Source organism: Winogradskyella rapida (assembly GCF_042675845.1).
Lineage (GTDB): Bacteria > Bacteroidota > Bacteroidia > Flavobacteriales > Flavobacteriaceae > Winogradskyella > Winogradskyella rapida.
Window position 1 is genome coordinate 1,028,833 of the sequence record NZ_JBHTKM010000063.1, and the last position, 19,955, is coordinate 1,048,787.

Sequence of the window (19,955 nt, forward strand, 5' to 3'; positions counted from 1 at the left end):
TGGAACGCTTTTGTTGTATAAGCTGTTTAAGAAGGCTTCTATACTAAGCCCCCCTACTTTCATTGTACTTAGAAATCAAACTGATATGTAGCTCCGGCAAGTACTTGAATACCTTGAACCGGATAATTTAACCAACGCTCATAATTCTGACTCGCTAAATTATTCGCTTTTGCAAAAATTGAAAGTTGATCGTTCACTTTATATCCTAGATGTACGTTGGCATCAAAATAACTATCTAAGCTCACCGTTTCTGAAGATAAGATCGAGGCATCAAACTCATCATAAAAGGTCATTTGGTCTTTACGTTCTCCTACAAAAAATAAACTTCCGCCAGCATACCATTGTTCTGAAATTTGGTAATCAAAGAATATAGATGCTGTGAGGTCTGGTAAATTCCAGGCTTCAGCTTCATTATCGGTACTGTATCCATAATAAGCTCCTTTTAAACCTAAAGTAAAGTTTCTATTAAGGTCTACATTCAGTTCTCCTTCTACTGAAAATGTGGTCACGTCATCATAAGCAACAGCAAAAGAATTTCCATATTCGTACTCTGATAACGGCACATTTGGCACTTCATTAGATTTAAATAAAGTCTTATTTTTTTCAGACGTATAATTTCCTTTTAAACTATAACCAATATCACTAGAGAGTTTACCTTTTACCCCTACAAATGTATGATACTGCTGATCGGTAGGTGTTACCAATAAAGTTGGAGACACAAACGGATTTTCATTCACAAAATCATAGTAAGAGTTCTGAATAAGATCCCCTTTAAGTCCACCAAAAGCAATTAAAATCTCATCAACTAAACGGTAAGACGCTTCAATATTTGGATAGATATAGAACTTATTTTCGCTAAACTCGGTATCATTAAGATAGGCTAATTTTACACCTAAATCTAGGGTTAACTCATCTCGCACTAATTGATACGAAGGCGCAAAGGCCAAAGTAATGTTTCCGTAATTAATAGCATCAAGATTGAAATAACCGCTATCAAAACTCCCGCTAATATAATCCACACTTAATTCAGATTTAATCAGTGCATCTCTTAGCACAACATCAAAACCAGTTTTAGCAACCAATCTATTTTCACCCGAATCTTGACTATCTCCAAAATTTCTAAAACGAAGACTAGCATCTTTCACCAAGGCATCTTCAAAATCAATTTTTCCACCAAGATTAAGGTCGGTATAAGCTTGGCCAGGATCAACGCCATCAAGATCTGAAGACTCGTAATATCCTTTTGGCACGCCGTACCAATTATAGGTCTTTAGGTTAAAGCCTCCATCAACTTGCCAAGTAAAATCTCTATCGCTCTTTTTATAGTAGGCATTCAGTTTTGTATCTGAAAAATCATCATCTAACTCTACACCATCAATACCACCTTGTGATGAATGATGACTTAAATAGCCCCCAATAGTTTCACCTCTACTCAGCTCATGATTAAGGTAAACTTCTCCTAAAATAGTGGTATAGGTTCCCACACCTAGAGAAGCATAATTATCGTATAATTTTATGGCTTTTGCTTTATCTACAGTTGCTGCCTTACCTTTAGCCGGTGTAAAAGTTGACGCCACAGGAATTGAAAATATATTGTATTTAATGGCTTTCTTTTCTACAACATCACCGTCATTTAACATAGGACGGTCTTTAACCTTAAAAGCATCTGAAATAGTAGGCGTATACGGTCTAATAACATTTACCGTCTGCTCTCCAAGGGTATCTTTACTACGTTCTTGAGCGAAACTCAAGCTTATACTCAAGGTCAATATTGATAATATTAAATATTTAATTTTCATTATTAAAATATTAGTATTTGAATTTTTACGATTAACTCTTCGAAGCTTTTTAAGGCTCTTCCGTTTCTACAGAAGAATTGGTTTTAGCTTCCTCCGCTTTTATTTTGTTTAACTCCGTTTGTGCTTCTTCCACCACTTCTGTAAAATCTGAGAAATTACTGATTACACTTTCTAAAATATAAGTGGCTTGGAACGCATCATTTAGCGCATAGAAGTTCTTAGCCATAACCACTAAGCCTTTTGCACTAAACAATTTATAACTCCCGTAATCTTGCACTAATTTTTGAAGCGTCGCATTAGAGGTTTCAAAATCGCCTGCTTTATTTTCAAAATAACCTTTGTAATAAAAAGCTTCGGCAGCAACACTTCCGGTAGCAATTTTCTCAACTTCAGCATAGGCTAGTTTAGCTTTTTGCTCATCACCAATTTTAATAGCCGATCTTGCAATAATGAGTTTTGCATCACTTTGCACCTTATTATCTAACTTAGCGTTGCTCAATACTTTTTCGGCATATGCCTCTGCTTTGGCAAAGTCTTCAGTTTGGTAATACGCATTCATTAAGTTAGACTGCGCGTAAATAACATTCTGCGGATAGTCTGCTTCAACCTCTAAGCGTTTGAGTTCAGGGATGGCCTTAGACCATTGCGACTGACTTAGGTAAATTTCACATAATTTTACCGTCGCCTGTTCTGAAAATTCTGATTTAGGTGACTCCACCACCGCTAAATAATGCGGTTGCGCATTCTCTAACAAGTCTTTTTTGTAATACAACTGCGCCAAGTAGAAATGCGCTTTTAAATTGTTGATTCCCTTAGGAAACTCATTTAAATATTTATTGAATTGACGAATAGCCCTATCCGTGTCATTATCTAAATACGGTTTTTCTGCTGCTAAATAGGTGGTATTATCAAGATCAACATCGGTAACCTCAACATAATCTAGAGTTCTTACCCAATTAGCATACGCTTCCACACGTCCTAAATCGATATAAATTAAACGTACGGTGGCCACAGCCTGAACGGCTTCTCCAGAACCTGGAAAATCTGTCGCTACTTTTTTAAATTTTGTTAAAGCTTTTGAGTTATCATTCGCATTGTAATACACCAAACCTTGACGCAATAAGGATTTAGACGTAAAAGCACCTTTTGGATATTCCGAATTTAAACGATTATACATCGCCATGGCTTTATCCGTGGCACTAGCTTTGACGTAAGAATTGGCCAACTCATACATCGCGTCATCGCGTAAGGCCGATTTTTTATAGCTGTTAATAAAGGCATTCAATTCGGCAATTTTTTCAGTACCCTTCCCTAGATAACCTAAACTCATCGCCTTCTGAAAAGCTGCATAATCTGTTTCAATTTCATTAATTTGAATAGCTTTTCCGTAGGCCTCAATCGCTTTATCATACTGACTAGACACAAAATAACCATCAGCCAATCTTAAATACGCATCATTTTGACGTAGTTTATCGTCTGACCTCTTGCTTAGGAATTTTTCAAAATACAGTGAAGCGTTGCTATAGTCTTTCAACTTAAAATAAGTGTAAGCTAAATTATAATTCAGGTTGGCGTTTTCTGATAAACTTTCAATACCCGTAAAACCTGCAAACTGCTTAAAATCGATTAAAGCCTCCTTGTAGTTACTTAAATTGTAGAGTGTTTCACCCTTCCAAAATGTTGCTCTTGCTACAAAATCTGAATCTATAGGTTCTTTTAAAGAGCCTTTAAATAAGTCTAAAGCGTCATTGTACTCATTTTCATTATACAATTCTACAGCTCTAAAAAAGGCCACTTTTTGGTAAGCCGACTTATTCTCAAAACTATTTTTCCCTTTTAAAAGCTCTAGCGCCTCTTTATAATTTTTTGAAGTGATATAAGAATCGATTAACAAGGTTTCTACTTCATCCTTGTAATTAGTATCAGGATACTGCTCTAAATAAGCATTTAAAACCTGAGGTACGGACTGGTAAGGATTACCAATATCATAACTGATCTTAGCATAGTTAAGCCAAGCATCTTCTTGAATTTTTAAATCGAAATCCATTTGAGACGCATTTCTAAATGCATTTAAAGCCTCTTGCTTTTTCTCTAGGTTAATATAACTTTCTCCTAGATGGTAATACGCATTTTGGGCTACGGCATTTTTTCCTCCGATAATTTTATTAAATTCTGAAATGGCACTTTCAAAATCATTCTGCTTGTAATAGGCATAGCCTAATTGGTAGTAATCCGTATTGTTCCATTTACGGTCTTTCCCTTTGTAATCTTTTAGAAACGGAATCGCTTCATCGTACTGTTCTAAGTTAAAATAACTCTCCCCTATAATTTTAGACAATTCCGATCTTTCAGACGCATTACTTTTAGGCAGTTGCTCTGTAGCAAGTGCTATGGCTTTTTCAAACTTCCCTAACTTAAAGTTTAAATCGGCCTGATAATAAGACAACTTTTCTTTGTACTTCTCATTATCACTTACTTGATCAAAATATTCATTAGCCGTATCATAATCATCGCCTTGGTAAGCCATAAACCCAATGTAATATTTGGCTTGCGACCCATATTCTTTAGAACTGATAACACGGTTAAAATATTTAGTGGCTTGCTTTTCATCTTTAGTTGTATAAAGCACATAACCATAATTAAAATTGAAACGCTCCTTTTCTGTTCCTGCAATACTACCCTGATCAACTTTATCGTACCACTTGCGGGCATAAGCGTATTTACCATTATTAAAATAGTAATCCGCGACATCTAAAAAGGCAGTGTTTCTTTTGGTACTAGTAGGATAATCTTCTACAAAAGACGTAATTAAATTATCTGCATTGTTTTGGTTAAGTCTAACCGCACAATTGGCAATATAATACGCACAATCGGATTCAATAGTGGCATCACTAGTGCTGAGTTTAACATCGTCAAACAAAGCTTGAGCTGCCTTAAATTGATTGTTATTATATAAATTTAGTGCTTTTTGGTAATCTTTATAATCATTTGTATAGATGGCAGATTGTTGTGCCATTCCTAGGGATGAAATGATAAGAAAAAGAATGATTAACGGTCTTTTTAAGAACATCATTAGTTATGTGTTTTAGTGATGATTTTATGTCTAGCAAATATAATTGAATACCCTAGCTATAACGACAGAATTTGCTGATAATTATAAACCGGCTTGTAATTTTTTTTAGCTGATTTACGAATTATCACTCCAAATAAAGTGAGCCATACCACTCCCCTCTACCGCTCAATTTTAAGTTTGACGACCGCTAGAATCCTTCTCTGAATTCAGAATTTTAATAAACAAGACCACTCTAAACTAGTGTCATTTGACGAATAAGTTTTATTTTTACATTTCATAATTCGGGGTGCTTTACGAAGCCCTCCAAAGACTCATACGGAAATCTAATAACCTCTGAGACGTTTAAGGCTACGCCACAGATAAAACCGCATCTAATTTTGAATAGAATACAAGAAAAGCTACATACAGATCATAAATTATTATCTATTTATTTTACGGCAGGTTATCCTAATCTTGAGGATACCACCACTATCATTGAACGTTTAGAAGAAAGTGGTGTAGATATGCTAGAAATAGGACTCCCTTTTAGTGATCCTTTGGCCGATGGCCCTACCATACAAGCCAGTTCTACTGAAGCTTTAAAAAACGGCATGACGAGCGAATTGCTATTTGAACAACTGAAAGACATCCGTAAAACGGTTAGTATTCCCTTAATCATTATGGGGTATTTTAATCCTATCTTACAGTATGGTGTTGAAGCCTTTTGTGAAAAATGTAAAGCGGTAGGTATTGATGGACTTATTATACCAGATTTACCTGTTGATGTATATAACGAAACCTATAAAGCTACATTTGAAAAATATGGACTTATCAACGTCTTGTTAATTACACCGCAAACCTCAGACGAGCGTATTCGCTATATTGATTCGGTGTCTAACGGATTTATTTACATGGTGAGTTCAGCAAGTGTTACTGGTGGAAATTCTGGTTTTGGTACTACACAAACTGAATATTTTGAACGTATCGCTAACCTGAATCTCAAGAACCCACAAATTGTAGGGTTTGGAATTTCGGATCAAGAAACTTTTTCTCAGGCTACAAAACATGCTAAAGGAGCTATAATTGGTAGTGCTTTTATAAAGCATTTAAAAACGCATGGTATAACTAAAATTGATGAATTCACCCATAATATAAGACCTGTATCTTAAAGGTTTTTAACGTTTTAAACTTCAACTTTAAGAAATCCTTGTGAGCAAAAACAAAGGCTATTTCTTATCTTCCTGTGAACACAAAAATTAAAATAAATTATGGGAATTATAAAAGACGAAAAAAAGTTTAAACGTAAAACAACACAGAAAAACCCAACCAACTTAACCGCAAACGTCAATCAGACTACGAATACTTTCGACATTGACGAAAAAACGATTAAGAAGCAACAAAATAAAAAATAGTTGTTCAACATAAGTGATTTAAAGTCTATTCATATCTTTGAATAGACTTTTTTATTGTTAACCATGAAACTATTAAACGACTGGAAGCTTATCCTTCTTCTATGTTTTACCCTAGGCCTAGCGCCATTTTTTCCAGAACCACATCTCTTTGGTAAAATCCGATGGATATTAGGTGGTGCTGTAGGCATGGAATTTAAAGATTATTTCGACCTCCTTTTTCACGGCTTTCCCTTTCTATTACTCCTTAGACTCTTGTTTTTTAAAATCGTTAATACAACAACCAAGCCCCCACAACAATAACCAAAACTTAGGCTTAGGCATTAACTTAAAATCCTTATATGAGTGATCATAATTCATATAAAAAAGCCTCAAAAACAGTAGATTCCTACAACTAACACAAACCAACAAAACACTACATAATAGAAAGATACATTAACTATATGAAGAATTTTATTACAAAATAACTGCATATTTAAAGCTAATTTGAAATTAAATTCTATATTTGACGCCATTAACTTAACCCCCTTAAAATTAAAATTATGGAATGGTATTTAAAAGTCGTAAGAGATAATTACGCAAATTTTTCAGGACGTGCTAGACGCCAAGAGTATTGGATGTTTGTTTTGTTTAACCTCATTATTACAATTGCCCTTGCAATCGTTTTTGGAACTCTAGGTGCACTTTTAGATATCCCTGCACTCTTTTCTTTATATGTCATTTATGCGCTTGCTGTAGTAATCCCAAGTTTAGCTGTTGCCGTTAGACGTCTTCACGATGTAGGGAAAAGTGGTTGGTTTTACCTTATTTCTTTAATTCCTTTTATTGGAGGTATCTGGCTTATTATCTTGTTTGCTACAGAAGGAGACCAAGGTGCTAATGCCTATGGACCTGATCCTAAACAAGAAGCACCAAATGCGATCGCTTAACCCATAGAAAGTCTTAAATTTACATTTTTAAAACTTATATTTCATGCCTATTCATATTTTTGAATAGGCATTTTTAATACTTAAACTTTATCCTTTTATGGCCTTAAATATCGTACTCATAGAACCCGAAATACCTAACAACACCGGTAACATTGGACGCTTAGCTTTAGCGAGTGGTTCTAGACTTCACTTGGTAAAACCTTTTGGTTTTGAAATAGATGACAAACGCCTAAAGCGTGCAGGCCTCGATTACTGGCAGCATCTCGATGTTATATATTATGAAAATATTGAAGACTTTTTTTCTAAAAACAACGTCGAAGACATGGTTTTCCTGTCTAGCCATGGCACTACCACACATTGGGATATTAGCTTTAAAGACAATATGTATTTGGTCTTTGGAAAAGAATCTGTTGGCTTACCAAAGTCTTTAATAGAGCAGTATAAGGCGCAACTCTTTAAGATTCCTCTATTCAGTACTAATATTCGAAGTCTTAATTTGGCGAATTCAGTGGGTATTGTGGTTTACGAAGGCTTACGACAACTAAGACCACTTTAAAAATCTTAAATTAAACGTAGAAAACAAGCGATTTCTAAAACGTTTTTGTAACTTTTACACCATTAAACATCAGCAATTTGAGACACTCTAAATCCTATAATTTCTTTTCAGAACTAGGCCAAATATCAGTTGGTATTATATTGGCAAGCGTAGGTTTAAAAGCCTTTTTACTTCCAAATGGTTTTATGGATGGTGGTGTCACCGGAATAGCCTTGTTGGTCAATAGACTGATTGGTTTAGACATTTCTATGCTCTTAGTTATTTTCAGTATTCCTTTCTTAGTTTTAGGGTTCTATACGGTTTCTAAATCCATTGTTGTAAAATCTATCTTAAGCATTATAAGCTTTGCTTTTTTAATTCATTTTGGAGATTACGGAACCATAACCGATGATAAACTGCTAATTTCAATTTTTGGTGGACTCTGTTTAGGCGCTGGAATCGGAATTGCCATAAGAAACGGATCGGTCTTAGATGGCTCCGAAATCTTAGGAATTTATCTCAATGATAAATTTGGATTAAGCATCGGTAAGGTTATCCTTATGTTTAATATTATTCTCTTCAGTATTACCGCTTTGGTGGTCTCTGTAGAAATAGCCCTCTACTCTATATTAACTTATATTGTAACCGCTAAGGTGACCGATTTAACGATTGAAGGTTTTGAAGATTTTATTGGTGTGACTATTGTCTCTAACGACTACGCTAAAATTAAAAAAGCGATTATGATAGAACTCGGTGTAGGTTTAACCACTTATAAAGGTTCTAAAGGCTTTGGAAGCACAGGAGCTCAACAAGATTTCGATATTATTCACACTGTTATTAACCGTATTGATATCAAAAAAATGCATCGTGTTATTGAAGAAATAGACGAAAACGCATTTATCATTGAGTTTGATGTTAATAACGTAAAAGGTGGTGTTTTACGCCATTATCTCGATAAGAAAAAAGGAAAAACTTTAGGGGCTTTATAAGCACTTTTCTTCCGCATTAAAGCTCTTTTATAAAAAGCTTAAACACTAAAATTCAATTAAGAATTTCGCTCTAGATATTTAAGATACATGGCTTCTACTTTGGCTCTTGCCCATGGGGTTCGCCTTAAAAATTTCAAACTAGATTTTACAGAAGGATCATGTGTAAAACAGCGAATATTAATTTGATAACCCATATACTCCCAACCATAGTGAGCTTGCAAATCGTTAATGATCTGCTCTAATTTAATACCATGAAGTGGATTATTGGGTTGTGTAGCCATAATTTAAAGATTCTTGTTTATTTCTGAACACATGATAAAAAACGTAGAAAAAGCCCAAGGTGACAAAAGCCAGCTTTTAGGCTTCAGTTTCTATTAATTCTATAATCTTAGTCGCTTTTTCAAAGTGATCAAGCTGATGGGTTTGTATCCACCAGGTTGCCGCTTCCATTAACAGTTCTGGCTGATCATTTTTATTTTTGAAAAACGCATAAAACGATAAGCCCACATTAGGACCTTTCTGCTGTAATTTCTGATTACAAACCTCTAAAATTTTCGTTTTTAAACCCCGAGTCATGATAAAAAGACCTTAATTCTACTTTACTTTACATGGAGTAATGCCTTACGTCGATTAACTACGGCTATCCGAACGTTTACGACTCTTATTACGGTTGCGGTTGTTTGGTTTATTTTTTTGAGTATTCTTAGCGTTACCACCGCGATTGTTACGTTGGCCTCTATTTCTATTCTGGCCCGGTTTAATCGGTTCTGTAGAAGCGTTAGGATCAGGTTCAAAACCTTCTAAAATTTCAACAGGAATAGATTCTCCTATTAATTTTTCAATTCCTTTTAGGTAGCTTGTTTCATCTGCACTTACTAAAGACATAGCCTGCCCTTCTGCACCAGCTCTACCGGTTCTACCAATTCTATGCACGTAGTCTTCAGCAATATTAGGCAACTCATAATTTACCACGTGTGGTAATAATGGAATATCTAATCCTCTCGCTGCAATATCAGTGGCTACTAAAACTCTAATAGATCCATTTTTAAATCCGGCTAAGGCTTTCGTTCTTGCGCCTTGACTTTTGTTACCATGAATAGCGGCCGCAGTAATCCCGGCACTAATCATTTTTTTACATAAGTTGTTAGCGCCGTGTTTGGTTCTAGTAAACACTAAAACTTGTTTCCAATCACCATCAGAAATTAATTTAATTATTAATCCTGTTTTCTTTCCTTTGGCAACACGGTATACTTTCTGCTCTATAACCTCTACAGCTGTATTTTCTGGTGTAGCTTCAACCTGTACAGGGTTATTAAGAATAGAATAAGCTAATTTTTTAATATCCTTAGAAAAGGTTGCTGAAAACATTAGGTTTTGACGCTTCGCTGGAATCAGTTTCATAACGCGTTCAATATCACGGACAAAGCCCATATCTAACATACGATCAGCCTCATCTAAAACAAATATTTCAACACGTTTTAAGGATAATAACCCTTGACTTTCTAAGTCTAATAAGCGTCCAGGCGTGGCGATTAATACATCTACACCTTGGCTTAACTTATTAACTTGTGGTTTCTGATTTACTCCACCAAAAATCACCGTACTTCTTATATTAAGATGCGTACTATATTCTTTAACATTAGCATGAACTTGAGCCGCTAGTTCGCGTGTTGGCGTTAATACCAAAGCTCTAATTGGACGGTGTCTTTGTTCAGTTCTACTAGACGATAGATTATGAAGCATAGGTAATGTAAAACCTGCTGTTTTACCAGTACCTGTTTGTGCCGAAGCCAAAACATCTTTCCCTTCTAATACAGGAGGAATCGCTTTTGCTTGAATTGGAGATGGAGTTTCGTATCCTTTTTCTTGGATCGCTTTTAGGATAGGCTCAGATAAGCCCAATGATTTAAATGACATAAATAGTGTTTACGAAGCAAACTCTATTAATTTAGGTCACTCCTTTAATTTGGCGCGAAGTTACAGCTATTTTAGGGCTGACTCTACTAAATCGTGTATTATATTATAAATACTACGATTTTCGCCATTGCAAAAACTTTATAAAAGGGTTTGTTTTATGATTTTTAAACCCATGAAGCATGCTACTAAGTAGTAAAAGGACAGCTCCTATATAGGCTACTGTTGTAATGGGATTAGACAAATCGCCATTTGCTTTCCCGATACCAATTAAGGCCCAAGCTCCTACTAAAGCAAACTCTCTCATATTACGCTCCCAAGTAATCAAAAGATTTATCGCTATCGCAATACTGATCATAATTAGCGCCCAATGCACGTCTGCAAGTCCCCAACCCGACCAATTTATTTTTACCAAATAAGTAGAAACATTGGCAATACTAGCTACGGTAACCCAACCCGAATAGATAACAAAAGGCCACCAGAGAAAAGCAATAACAGGAAAAGGCTTGTCGTCTAACTCCATTCTGTTGTTCATAACAATCTTTAATAATGAAAACAGTAATAAGAAAATAAAAATGCAAGACAGCCCCGTAAATTCATAAATCCAAGCAAAGACCCATAAACTATTAAAAGCACAAGAGGCTACGAACCACCATCCGGTTTTTAAGATAAAATCATCATTAGCCGTTTTTACAAACAAACCTCTCCCTTGATAGATTACAAATCCTAAAAGCAATATGTAAATAACTCCCCAAATCGCAAAGGTGTAACCCGCGGGCGTGAATAAGGAGCTATAACTTTTGGAGACTTCTCCTATGGTTGTGTCATTTAATGCCCCGGTATTGGAAAGGTAATTAATAAATATGGTAATAATTAAGGCTATGGTATTGCTAATCTGTAAACTCTTTTTCATGCGTTATCTACTTATTGTTTTCGCTTTGGAAAAAATGTATTATAAAATTCACCCTTTGGTTGTATTCTCATAATGGCTCACCTAAGGTGCTTAAAGGTAAAAATTTATAATTGCTGCCATACCTCATTTACTACTGAATTTTAACTCAAATCCACTTTTAAAAAAAACGTAGAGATTAATAAGACGTAATGATTCTCTTATTTTCATAAGACCAGGGGTTATTAACAAACTTATCGGTATGCTTAAAAAAATTCTGAATACTGAAGCATTCTAAAATCGAAGGTATTAAAATCCGGATTCCGAGCCTTAAGCTGTTTGTACAGCGGCATTCTACTAATGGAGATATTCGCCGCCCCAGATACTGAGGTTAAGGAAACCGTTTTTATAGTCCTAACAGTGTTGGCTTCCCGATGACTTTCTTCTGAAGCTTCAGGTAAATTAAAGCGGTGTACCCGAGGCACATCTGGGGCTACAACTTCTAACTTAAGACCATGAGTTTTTAAGTGTTTTCTAAATAAATATTCAGGACCATTTTTAGAATTTCCTCCTGTAAACAAAATGGTATCTACATTAGGAAACTCCCTAAGGTACCCTATAATATTACGGAGCTTAATGGCCTGCATTCCAAGATCGGAAGCATCTATTTTTTCACGTTTAGCACTTTCTACAATATCACAGATTCCTATACGATGTGTTTTTAAATAGGCTTTACGCTGCTCCACGGCTTCAGCAGAATTGTCAAATCGCAAATTAAGCTTATGTATTTTATTTATAAACAGCCATAAGGAGTTATAATAACTTCCGTAGCAAAAATCAACATCGCTCTCAAACAGCATTCCTGTAGAAAATCGTGGCGGCGGTAGCGTTCCTACAATAAGCTTTTGAGTGTCTTTTCTTATAAAGGGTGGATAAGGATGACGATGTATAAACATAAAGTGCTCTAAGTAATTTTATATAATTTATAAAAATAATTTCAATACCAATACTTAAAAAAACATAAACGAAACAGATCCTAGTTATTCATTAGACCGATTCAGACTACCATACGCATTTTCGATTATACTGTTTGCATCACAGCATTCCTCTTCAAGCTCTAATTTCCTTCAATTCATTTTAGACTAATTTCAATAAAGCCTTATAAGTATGGTTAACGCTTAAAATTAAATTGAAAGTGCCACTTTAAGCTATGATTTTGATAGATCAACGCCTATATCTTTCTCGAAGATTGTTTTTTAACAGACCAATAAATCATGGTTCATTATTAATTTACAGTCAATTAAACTCGTGATCAAAACCTAACACTTCAACTCTATTTAGATTTGTTATAAATAATTTGTTTTATAACCATTTCATAAATACTTTTGCCGCCACTAACTATTTATATTAAGTCTAAATAAAATAAAAGATGAAACACATTTTATCCATTGTAATTCTCTTTGTGAGCTTTCAAATGAGTTTTGCTCAGAGCGCTAGCCTCTCAGGAAAAGTGACCGACAATGACCAAACGCCTCTTATTGGAGTGAACGTTATTATTAAAAACAGTACTAAAGGCATACAAACCTATGAGAATGGTACTTTTAAACTTGACAATCTAGCCACGGGATCTTACACCTTATCTATTTCTTATGTCGGATTTAAAACGAAAGAAATTGATTTTAGCCTTAGTGCTGATCAAGATTTAAGTTTAGAAACGATAACTCTTTATGAAGGAAATGAAATCTTAGAAGAAGTGGTTTTAGACGTGAATAGAAAAAACAAATTTTCTAGAAAAACGAGCGCCTATGTTTCTAAAATGCCTTTAAAGAATATTGAGAACTCTCAGGTTTACAATACCATTACTAACCAACTATTGGTATCTCAGTCCGTAAACACCTTTGAAGATGCTTTAAAAAATGCGGCGGGTATCACTAAATTATGGTCCTCTACAGGACGTAGTGGTGATGGCGCAGGGTATTACTCTAGTCGTGGTTTTGCCGTACAACCTCAACTTGTTAATGGTGTTGCCGGTATTACTAATGGTTTTATTAATCCTTCTAATGTAGAACGTGTAGAAGTTATTAAAGGCCCTTCAGGAACATTATTTGGAAGTTCTGTAACTTCTTACGGTGGACTTATTAACATCATTACTAAAAAACCTCATAGCGGAACTGGTGGAGAAATCACTGTTTCTGGAGGATCTTACGATTTTGCTAAACTTAATGCCGATATAAATGTAAGTCCTAGTGATAAATTATCATTTCGTATCAACACAGGTTTTCAGCAAGAACACAGTTTTCAGGATGCTGGCCTAAAAAAATCAGTGTTTATCGCACCTTCATTATCGTACAAAGTAAATAATGATGTTACGCTTAACTTTTCTTATGAAGCCTCTGACAATGAACAAACCAATGAGACGTTTTTATTCTTAAACCGTTATGCACCTTTAGCGTTTAATTCTATTGATGAGTTGGGTTACAATACCGATCTATCGTTCACTAGTAATGACGTTACAATTAGCAACATTACTCAAAATTACCGTGGTGAAGTAGCTTGGAAAATTTCTGACCAATGGTCTTCACAAACTTTAATTTCGGGTGGTTTAGCCAAATCATTAGGGTATTACACTTATTTATGGAACGGTTCTGATGCCTTATTTAACCTATACGCACAAGACACCGATTCTAGAACAAAGACGCTTAACTTACAACAAAATTTTACCGGTATTTTTAACCTTGGCGATTTAGAAAACAAATTGTTAGTCGGTGCAGATTACTTAGACTATAATATTATTGACAATAGCTCTAACTGGGGGTATTTACATACCATTAATATCGATGGTGACTTAGTCTATGGCGAACCTGCTATTAATGAAGAAAACTTAAGTGCGGCGTTATCTGGTTTAGGTTATTTGAATAGTGATATTAGCCAAAACGTTTTTGGTGCTTATGTTTCTGATGTGATTAATATTTTACCATCACTATCTGTAATGGCGAGTGTTCGTTATGACCAATTTGATTACCAAGGAGACCGTAATACAGCTGGAGATGATGATCAAGAATACACTGAATCTACCTTTTCACCTAAATTCGGAATCGTTTACCAACCTATTCTAGATGAGTTATCATTATTTGCAAACTATCAAAATGGTTTCTCTTACCTTAATCCACAATACATCACCGATTTCAATACAGGTGAAGTAACCTTACAATCTTATGACGTAGAGCAAGCTAACCAATTTGAAGTTGGTGCTAAAGCCAATATGTTTAACGGCAAATTAGAGGCCACATTGAGTTACTATAACATCAACGTTGATAATAAGTATTATTGGGCTACCCAAACACAAGATCTAGAAGTCAACAGTCAAGGTATTGAGTTAGAAGTTAACGCTAATCCAATTTCAAACTTAAATATTCACTCCGGATTTAGTTATAATGATTCTGAAATTACAGATTCGCCTTCAGCAACATTTTTAGAAGGAAACCGTTACGGAGAGTCTGGAGCAGAATTTACTTATAACCTTTGGGCTGATTATAAATTCTTTAAAAACTTTGGTATCGGTGCCGGATTTAACGGACAAAGTAAATACGATACCATGGTAGATTACAAAGCCGTAACTGGTAGTTTTGACATCCCTGCTTACACCATTTTCAATGCCTCTATTTATTATGAAACAGACACCTTTAGAGTGAGTGTAAAAGGAAATAACTTAACTGACGAAACTTATTATTCAGGATGGAGTACCGTAACCCCACAACAGCAACGTGTGTTATTAGGGACCTTCTCTTATAAATTCTAAATTAATCATTTCTAGAGAGCAAACTTTATTTTAAGTTTGCTCTCTTTTTAATTAAATCAGCATAATGGCATTAAAAAAATTCATCTTTCAACTGCATAAGATATTGGGCTTAGCTACCGGTATCGTTGTTTTTATTGTTGCTATTACAGGCTGCTGTTGGGCGTTTAGAGAGGAAATTGAAGGCTTGTATGACGACTATAAATACGTTACACCACAAGACGCTCCGCAATTAACGCCTACACAAGCCAAAACCTTTGCTGAAGCCGTATTCCCTAACAATTCTGTACATGGCACGGTATTTAAAGGTCCAAAAGATGCTATTGAAGTTATTTTTTACGATGCCGAACCTGAATTTTATCAGAGTGTATTCCTCAATCCTTATAGCGGTGAAGTCATTCAAGTAGACAACCACCTTACAGGGTTCTTCGCCTTTATTTTAAAAGGACATATGCGCTTATGGCTTCCAAAAGCTATTGGCGAACAATTGGTGGCCGCATCAATCTTAATCTTTATCTTAATTATTATTTCCGGATTTGTGTTATGGTGGCCTAAAAAGCGAAAAAACCTTAAGCAACGTATTACTTTCGATTGGAAAAAATCTACCCGATGGAAACGTAAAAATTTCGACCTTCATACCGTAGTCGGATTTTACATCTGTGCCTTTGCATTAATTATAGCCTTTACCGGATCTGTAATCTCATACAATTGGTTAAAATACGTGGTCTATAAATCTACTGGAGGCGATAAAGTCCCAGCTTTTATTATTCCTAAAAATGAAAGTGAAGCCTTGAATGATCCTGAAACATTACCTATGGATCACCTTATTGTAAAACTGCAAAAAGAATCACCAAATGCCGTAGCTTACGAGCTTCATTATCCTGAAAATAAAGAGGAAAGTATTTATGTTGAAGTTTCAAACAGCGAAGGCTTATATTACGATGCTGATTTTAGATTCTTTGATCAGAATACCCTAGAAGAATTAGAAACTCCTGGAATTTATGGCAAGTATAAGGATGCTAAATTTGCAGATAAGATACTTCGTATGAATTATGATATTCATATTGGTGCTATAGGAGGTCTAGCCGGAAAAATCCTTGCGTTTTTAATCAGTTTAATCACAGCCACCTTACCCGTTACCGGAGTCTTATTATGGTACGGACGTCACTATAAAAAGAAACGAAAATAAAAGCGTAAATACGATCTATTCGATTACAATGTTGCCAATAACCGCACTACCTCAGCAATTGTACTGCCGTATAATTTGCGATTTGGTTTGGTTAAGCTTTTAGATTCTGAAGTCATGTCTTGAAGTAAGGTTTTAGCCTCGTCTATCTTCTGTTGACTTATGTAAAACTTAGCCAATTCTAAACGTTCTGGATAATTAGAAAACGGACGGTCAATGGTTTTCAATTCCGCTTCAGCCGCTTCAGGTTTTCCCAATTCACTTAAGGCTAAACCATAACAAAACTGTTGTTTAGAGCCTTTAAAATCTGTTTTTGTCTTTAAAAATTCAGCCTGCGCCAAAACCTTTTGAAATTCCCCTATCTGAAAATAACACAAAATAAGTTTCTTTCTGGCATAGCTTTCATCTTGCACAGTATCTTCTAGAGTTTTCTCATAGTGCATAATGGCACTGTTATAATCGCCATTGGCGTAATACGCATCTGCTAAATCAATTCTATTGGCATAAGTATCTATAAACTTTAATTGCGCTTCTAAGGTCTTAATTCGTTTTACCGGATTAATTACCGTAGTCGTTTCTTCTTTTATTTGCCCTTGGGTATTACGCCCATTCACCTGTGTAAGGATGTAAATAAGAGACCCAAATGCTGGAATAAAAAACACTACAAAATACCAATAGAATGGTTTTCGGTTTTTATAAGCATGGTAAAAGCAATACACCTGAAGTGCGATAATTAAAAAATAGTACATGCTAAAAAATTAAAGATTGGAATACTAACTATCGTGTAAAGACGAGTTCATTTTCTGAAGATAAGGCCTCACTAAAACCGTAGTTTTCATAATTAAAAGCTTTGATGTCATCTAGCGTTTTAGCATCGGTATCAATGATATAACGCGTCATTAAACCACGTGCTAATTTTGCATAAAAGGCAACAATCTTATAGGTGTCATTTTTAAATTCCTTAAACACAATATTTACAACAGGAACTTTTAGTGCCTTGGTATCAACCGCTTTAAAATACTCGTTACTTGCTAAGTTGATAAAAAGCTCACCCTCTTCCAATTCGTCATTTAAGGCTTGCGTCACTTTTTTCTGCCAAAATCCATAAAGGTTTTTATGCTCGCCTACTGGCATTTTAGTCCCCATTTCTAAACGGTAAGGCTGCACTAAGTCTAAAGGTTTTAAAACACCATATAACCCTGAAAGTATACGTACGGTATCCTCTACCTTATCTAATTTATCTGTAGCAATTGTGTAAGCGTCAATCCCTTTGTAAACATCGCCACTAAAGGCATAAATAGCCGGCCTCGCATTCTCTTTTGTAAAGGGTAAGGTCCATTCTTGGTTACGCTCGTAATTAAGCTGCCCCAAATTATCTGAAATATGCATCAGTTTTGAAAGTTCCTTTGCCGATTTTTCTTTTAGTACCTCATTCAACTCAGCGGCTTCATTTAAAAATTGACCTTCTGTAGTTTTAGAAGTTGGTAATGGCGTTTCGTAGTCTAAGGACTTTGCTGGAGATAATACTAGTTTCATATGTTATAGCCTGTCTATACAGGTTGGGTATTTAATGTTAATTCGATTTCTTTTGTGAGGTAAAAATACAATGTATCCCAAAAAGTTTCAAACAATAAGAAGTACTAATCTAGATATCACTATAAGCATTTTCTATACCCATAAGAACCCAAAAAGTGCTATAAAGCTCCTCATGCCATATCGGCTTAACTCCCCCAATTTCAAATTAAGTAAAATAGAGATTTGTACCGTATATCCTAATTCAACATTTAAAACAACATCGCTCCATATAAGGTAACTTCTAGGAAGCGTAAAACTCTAGCTCAAACCGTTATCCTATAGACTAAGCATCCATATGCTTAGCATAATGACGCCATTTCTCTATACATTGGCTCATATCTTCAGGAATTTCAGATTCAAAAGACATAAACTCATTTGTAGTCGGATGCACAAAGCCTAAGGTCTTAGCGTGTAGGGCTTGTCGTGGTAAAATCTTAAAGCAATTATCAACAAATTGTTTATACTTGGTAAAAGTGGTTCCTTTTAAAATACGTTCCCCGCCATAGCGCTCATCATTAAAAAGCGTGTGTCCAATATGTTTCATATGCACACGGATTTGGTGGGTACGGCCAGTTTCTAACTTACAACTTACCAAAGTAACGTAACCTAAGCGTTCAATCACTTTAAAATGTGTTACCGCTGGTTTCCCTTGCTCCTCTTCATCATCTAAAAACACTGTGTTTTGTAATCTATTTTTAGGATGACGTCCAATATTTCCTTCTATAGTGCCTTCATCTTCTTCAATATTACCCCAAACGATAGCAACGTACTCACGCTCACTCGTTTTTTTAGCAAACTGATTAGACAGATGCGCCATAGCGTGTTCCGTTTTAGCCACAACTAATAATCCACTCGTATCCTTATCGATACGGTGCACTAAACCAGGGCGTTCACTAGAGTTGTTTGGTAAATTTTCAAAATGAAAAATTAAGGCGTTAATAAGCGTTCCTGAATAATTACCATGCCCAGGATGTACGACCATTCCGGCAGGTTTATTCACCACCAATAAATCATCGTCTTCATAAACCACATCAATAGGAATATCTTCAGCGATTAAAAGGTTTTCGTGTGGCGGATGCTCAAACTTTACAGTAATATAATCGTTTGGCTTTACCTTATAATTAGACTTTACAGGCACATCATTTACAAAAATGCTACCGTCTTTAGCCGCCGCTTGAATTTTATTACGCGTCGCGTTTTCTATAAAATTCATTAAGTATTTATCAATACGAAGGGGTTGCTGCCCCGCAACAACTCTAAAAGCATGATGCTCGTATAATTCGTTATCGTTGTCGTCTGAAATATCAGGAATATTTGGCATTATTTAGTATTAAAGTTTACCGTTACCAACCACTAAGTCAATCTTAGAAGTTAAAGGCAACAAGGTGCCAGGTGTTAATGTTTTACCCTCATGAGACATTGAGATTACCCCTTCACCGATGGCGTCTTTGTAGGTTATTTTACCAATAGTAAACTCTAAAGCCTCTAACTGTGGCTTGGCTTGTCTAAAGGTTCGTTTTAAGATATTAGGAACTTCCACTTTACGATATCCAGAAGGATTTAAAATTAAGTAGATCTTTCTATTTTCTTTAACCTGTGCTCCTGCTTTAGGGTTTTGTTCTATAACAGAATACTTTGGGTATTTTGGATTGTAATTTGCAGAGTCTTGGATCTCTAAAGCTAAATCGTGATCTTTAAGTTCAATCCCTACCGTTTTTAAAGATTTTCCTTTTAAATCCGGAACGGTTACAAATTCTCCATGATTAGTGGTTACACTTAACCATTTTAAAACAATAAAACATAAGACCACAACGGCTACAATAGCTAAAGCAATTTGTTTAAAAAATACTTTACTGGTAAGAAACTTTACAAAACTCATAAG

At 35.3% G+C, this 19,955-nt stretch carries 19 protein-coding genes; 8 read left to right on the top strand and 11 right to left on the bottom strand.

What is annotated here, in order from left to right; translation table 11 throughout:
- Positions 1 to 68 precede the first annotated feature (68 nt).
- Both ACFQ13_RS11840 and ACFQ13_RS11845 read right to left on the bottom strand, forming a co-directional pair.
- Positions 69 to 1,799, bottom strand: a complete 1,731-nt coding sequence (locus ACFQ13_RS11840) for a TonB-dependent receptor (RefSeq protein ID WP_386117560.1) — start codon at positions 1,797 to 1,799, stop codon at positions 69 to 71.
- Positions 1,800 to 1,848: 49 nt separating this feature from the next.
- Positions 1,849 to 4,872, bottom strand: a complete 3,024-nt coding sequence (locus tag ACFQ13_RS11845; RefSeq protein ID WP_386117562.1) for a tetratricopeptide repeat protein — start codon at positions 4,870 to 4,872, stop codon at positions 1,849 to 1,851.
- Positions 4,873 to 5,249: 377 nt separating this feature from the next.
- Between ACFQ13_RS11845 and trpA the strand changes: the two genes are divergently transcribed.
- The 6 genes from trpA to ACFQ13_RS11875 all read left to right on the top strand — a co-directional run bounded on the left by trpA (position 5,250) and on the right by ACFQ13_RS11875 (position 8,713).
- Positions 5,250 to 6,020: a tryptophan synthase subunit alpha gene (trpA, locus tag ACFQ13_RS11850; protein WP_386117565.1), complete on the top strand. Its 771-nt coding sequence runs from the start codon at positions 5,250 to 5,252 to the stop codon at positions 6,018 to 6,020.
- A gap of 99 nt (positions 6,021 to 6,119) precedes the next feature.
- Complete coding sequence (locus tag ACFQ13_RS11855) at positions 6,120 to 6,263, top strand: hypothetical protein (protein ID WP_181858400.1); 144 nt, start codon at positions 6,120 to 6,122, stop codon at positions 6,261 to 6,263.
- A 63-nt stretch (positions 6,264 to 6,326) separates the two neighbouring features.
- On the top strand, positions 6,327 to 6,563 hold the full coding sequence (locus ACFQ13_RS11860) for a hypothetical protein (RefSeq protein WP_386117567.1): 237 nt from the start codon (positions 6,327 to 6,329) through the stop codon (positions 6,561 to 6,563).
- Positions 6,564 to 6,802: 239 nt separating this feature from the next.
- Positions 6,803 to 7,189, top strand: a complete 387-nt coding sequence (locus ACFQ13_RS11865; RefSeq protein WP_386117570.1) for a DUF805 domain-containing protein — start codon at positions 6,803 to 6,805, stop codon at positions 7,187 to 7,189.
- Between the two features lie 97 nt (positions 7,190 to 7,286).
- Positions 7,287 to 7,745, top strand: coding sequence for a tRNA (cytidine(34)-2'-O)-methyltransferase (locus ACFQ13_RS11870; RefSeq protein WP_386117572.1), 459 nt, complete (start codon positions 7,287 to 7,289; stop codon positions 7,743 to 7,745).
- Between the two features lie 77 nt (positions 7,746 to 7,822).
- Positions 7,823 to 8,713: a YitT family protein gene (locus ACFQ13_RS11875; protein ID WP_386117575.1), complete on the top strand. Its 891-nt coding sequence runs from the start codon at positions 7,823 to 7,825 to the stop codon at positions 8,711 to 8,713.
- 56 nt (positions 8,714 to 8,769) lie between these two features.
- On the opposite strand, the gene ACFQ13_RS11880 is transcribed toward ACFQ13_RS11875, so the two are convergent.
- The 5 genes from ACFQ13_RS11880 to ACFQ13_RS11900 form a co-directional block, all read right to left on the bottom strand.
- Positions 8,770 to 8,994, bottom strand: a complete 225-nt coding sequence (locus ACFQ13_RS11880; RefSeq protein WP_386117577.1) for a VF530 family protein — start codon at positions 8,992 to 8,994, stop codon at positions 8,770 to 8,772.
- A 76-nt stretch (positions 8,995 to 9,070) separates the two neighbouring features.
- A complete protein-coding gene (locus ACFQ13_RS11885; protein ID WP_386117580.1) occupies positions 9,071 to 9,289 on the bottom strand; it encodes a DUF6500 family protein in 219 nt (72 codons plus the stop codon).
- Between the two features lie 54 nt (positions 9,290 to 9,343).
- Complete coding sequence (locus ACFQ13_RS11890) at positions 9,344 to 10,630, bottom strand: DEAD/DEAH box helicase (RefSeq protein ID WP_386117582.1); 1,287 nt, start codon at positions 10,628 to 10,630, stop codon at positions 9,344 to 9,346.
- Positions 10,631 to 10,742: 112 nt separating this feature from the next.
- Positions 10,743 to 11,540 carry a tryptophan-rich sensory protein gene (locus tag ACFQ13_RS11895; protein WP_386117585.1) on the bottom strand — a complete coding sequence of 266 codons (798 nt, stop codon included), beginning with the start codon at positions 11,538 to 11,540 and terminating at the stop codon, positions 10,743 to 10,745.
- Positions 11,541 to 11,782: 242 nt separating this feature from the next.
- Complete coding sequence (locus ACFQ13_RS11900; RefSeq protein ID WP_386117588.1) at positions 11,783 to 12,472, bottom strand: uracil-DNA glycosylase family protein; 690 nt, start codon at positions 12,470 to 12,472, stop codon at positions 11,783 to 11,785.
- A 473-nt stretch (positions 12,473 to 12,945) separates the two neighbouring features.
- On the opposite strand from ACFQ13_RS11900, the gene ACFQ13_RS11905 reads away from it, so the two are divergent.
- Positions 12,946 to 15,315, top strand: a complete 2,370-nt coding sequence (locus ACFQ13_RS11905; RefSeq protein ID WP_386117591.1) for a TonB-dependent receptor domain-containing protein — start codon at positions 12,946 to 12,948, stop codon at positions 15,313 to 15,315.
- A 64-nt stretch (positions 15,316 to 15,379) separates the two neighbouring features.
- On the top strand, positions 15,380 to 16,501 hold the full coding sequence (locus ACFQ13_RS11910; RefSeq protein ID WP_386117594.1) for a PepSY-associated TM helix domain-containing protein: 1,122 nt from the start codon (positions 15,380 to 15,382) through the stop codon (positions 16,499 to 16,501).
- Between the two features lie 23 nt (positions 16,502 to 16,524).
- Here ACFQ13_RS11910 and ACFQ13_RS11915 read toward each other — a convergent pair whose 3' ends face one another.
- The 4 genes from ACFQ13_RS11915 to ACFQ13_RS11930 form a co-directional block, all read right to left on the bottom strand.
- Entirely contained in the window at positions 16,525 to 17,247 is a 723-nt protein-coding gene (locus ACFQ13_RS11915; protein ID WP_386117597.1) for a hypothetical protein, read from the bottom strand.
- A gap of 28 nt (positions 17,248 to 17,275) precedes the next feature.
- The gene (gene yaaA, locus ACFQ13_RS11920; protein ID WP_386117599.1) at positions 17,276 to 18,034 is read right to left on the bottom strand and encodes a peroxide stress protein YaaA; all 759 of its coding nucleotides are present in this window, start codon (positions 18,032 to 18,034) and stop codon (positions 17,276 to 17,278) included.
- 322 nt (positions 18,035 to 18,356) lie between these two features.
- The gene (locus ACFQ13_RS11925; RefSeq protein WP_386117602.1) at positions 18,357 to 19,394 is read right to left on the bottom strand and encodes an RluA family pseudouridine synthase; all 1,038 of its coding nucleotides are present in this window, start codon (positions 19,392 to 19,394) and stop codon (positions 18,357 to 18,359) included.
- 9 nt (positions 19,395 to 19,403) lie between these two features.
- The gene (locus ACFQ13_RS11930; protein ID WP_114310148.1) at positions 19,404 to 19,952 is read right to left on the bottom strand and encodes a PASTA domain-containing protein; all 549 of its coding nucleotides are present in this window, start codon (positions 19,950 to 19,952) and stop codon (positions 19,404 to 19,406) included.
- Positions 19,953 to 19,955: the final 3 nt, after the last annotated feature.

What these genes read in the sequence shown, in the direction of transcription:
- ACFQ13_RS11840 (WP_386117560.1), bottom strand. Translation starts at nt 1,799, where the DNA reads ATGAAAATTAAATATTTAATATTATCAATATTGACCTTGAGTATAAGC.
- ACFQ13_RS11845 (WP_386117562.1), bottom strand. Translation starts at nt 4,872, where the DNA reads ATGATGTTCTTAAAAAGACCGTTAATCATTCTTTTTCTTATCATTTCA.
- ACFQ13_RS11855 (WP_181858400.1), top strand. Translation starts at nt 6,120, where the DNA reads ATGGGAATTATAAAAGACGAAAAAAAGTTTAAACGTAAAACAACACAG.
- ACFQ13_RS11860 (WP_386117567.1), top strand. Translation starts at nt 6,327, where the DNA reads ATGAAACTATTAAACGACTGGAAGCTTATCCTTCTTCTATGTTTTACC.
- ACFQ13_RS11865 (WP_386117570.1), top strand. Translation starts at nt 6,803, where the DNA reads ATGGAATGGTATTTAAAAGTCGTAAGAGATAATTACGCAAATTTTTCA.
- ACFQ13_RS11870 (WP_386117572.1), top strand. Translation starts at nt 7,287, where the DNA reads ATGGCCTTAAATATCGTACTCATAGAACCCGAAATACCTAACAACACC.
- ACFQ13_RS11880 (WP_386117577.1), bottom strand. Translation starts at nt 8,994, where the DNA reads ATGGCTACACAACCCAATAATCCACTTCATGGTATTAAATTAGAGCAG.
- ACFQ13_RS11885 (WP_386117580.1), bottom strand. Translation starts at nt 9,289, where the DNA reads ATGACTCGGGGTTTAAAAACGAAAATTTTAGAGGTTTGTAATCAGAAA.
- ACFQ13_RS11890 (WP_386117582.1), bottom strand. Translation starts at nt 10,630, where the DNA reads ATGTCATTTAAATCATTGGGCTTATCTGAGCCTATCCTAAAAGCGATC.
- ACFQ13_RS11895 (WP_386117585.1), bottom strand. Translation starts at nt 11,540, where the DNA reads ATGAAAAAGAGTTTACAGATTAGCAATACCATAGCCTTAATTATTACC.
- ACFQ13_RS11900 (WP_386117588.1), bottom strand. Translation starts at nt 12,472, where the DNA reads ATGTTTATACATCGTCATCCTTATCCACCCTTTATAAGAAAAGACACT.
- ACFQ13_RS11905 (WP_386117591.1), top strand. Translation starts at nt 12,946, where the DNA reads ATGAAACACATTTTATCCATTGTAATTCTCTTTGTGAGCTTTCAAATG.
- ACFQ13_RS11910 (WP_386117594.1), top strand. Translation starts at nt 15,380, where the DNA reads ATGGCATTAAAAAAATTCATCTTTCAACTGCATAAGATATTGGGCTTA.
- ACFQ13_RS11915 (WP_386117597.1), bottom strand. Translation starts at nt 17,247, where the DNA reads ATGTACTATTTTTTAATTATCGCACTTCAGGTGTATTGCTTTTACCAT.
- yaaA (WP_386117599.1), bottom strand. Translation starts at nt 18,034, where the DNA reads ATGAAACTAGTATTATCTCCAGCAAAGTCCTTAGACTACGAAACGCCA.
- ACFQ13_RS11925 (WP_386117602.1), bottom strand. Translation starts at nt 19,394, where the DNA reads ATGCCAAATATTCCTGATATTTCAGACGACAACGATAACGAATTATAC.
- ACFQ13_RS11930 (WP_114310148.1), bottom strand. Translation starts at nt 19,952, where the DNA reads ATGAGTTTTGTAAAGTTTCTTACCAGTAAAGTATTTTTTAAACAAATT.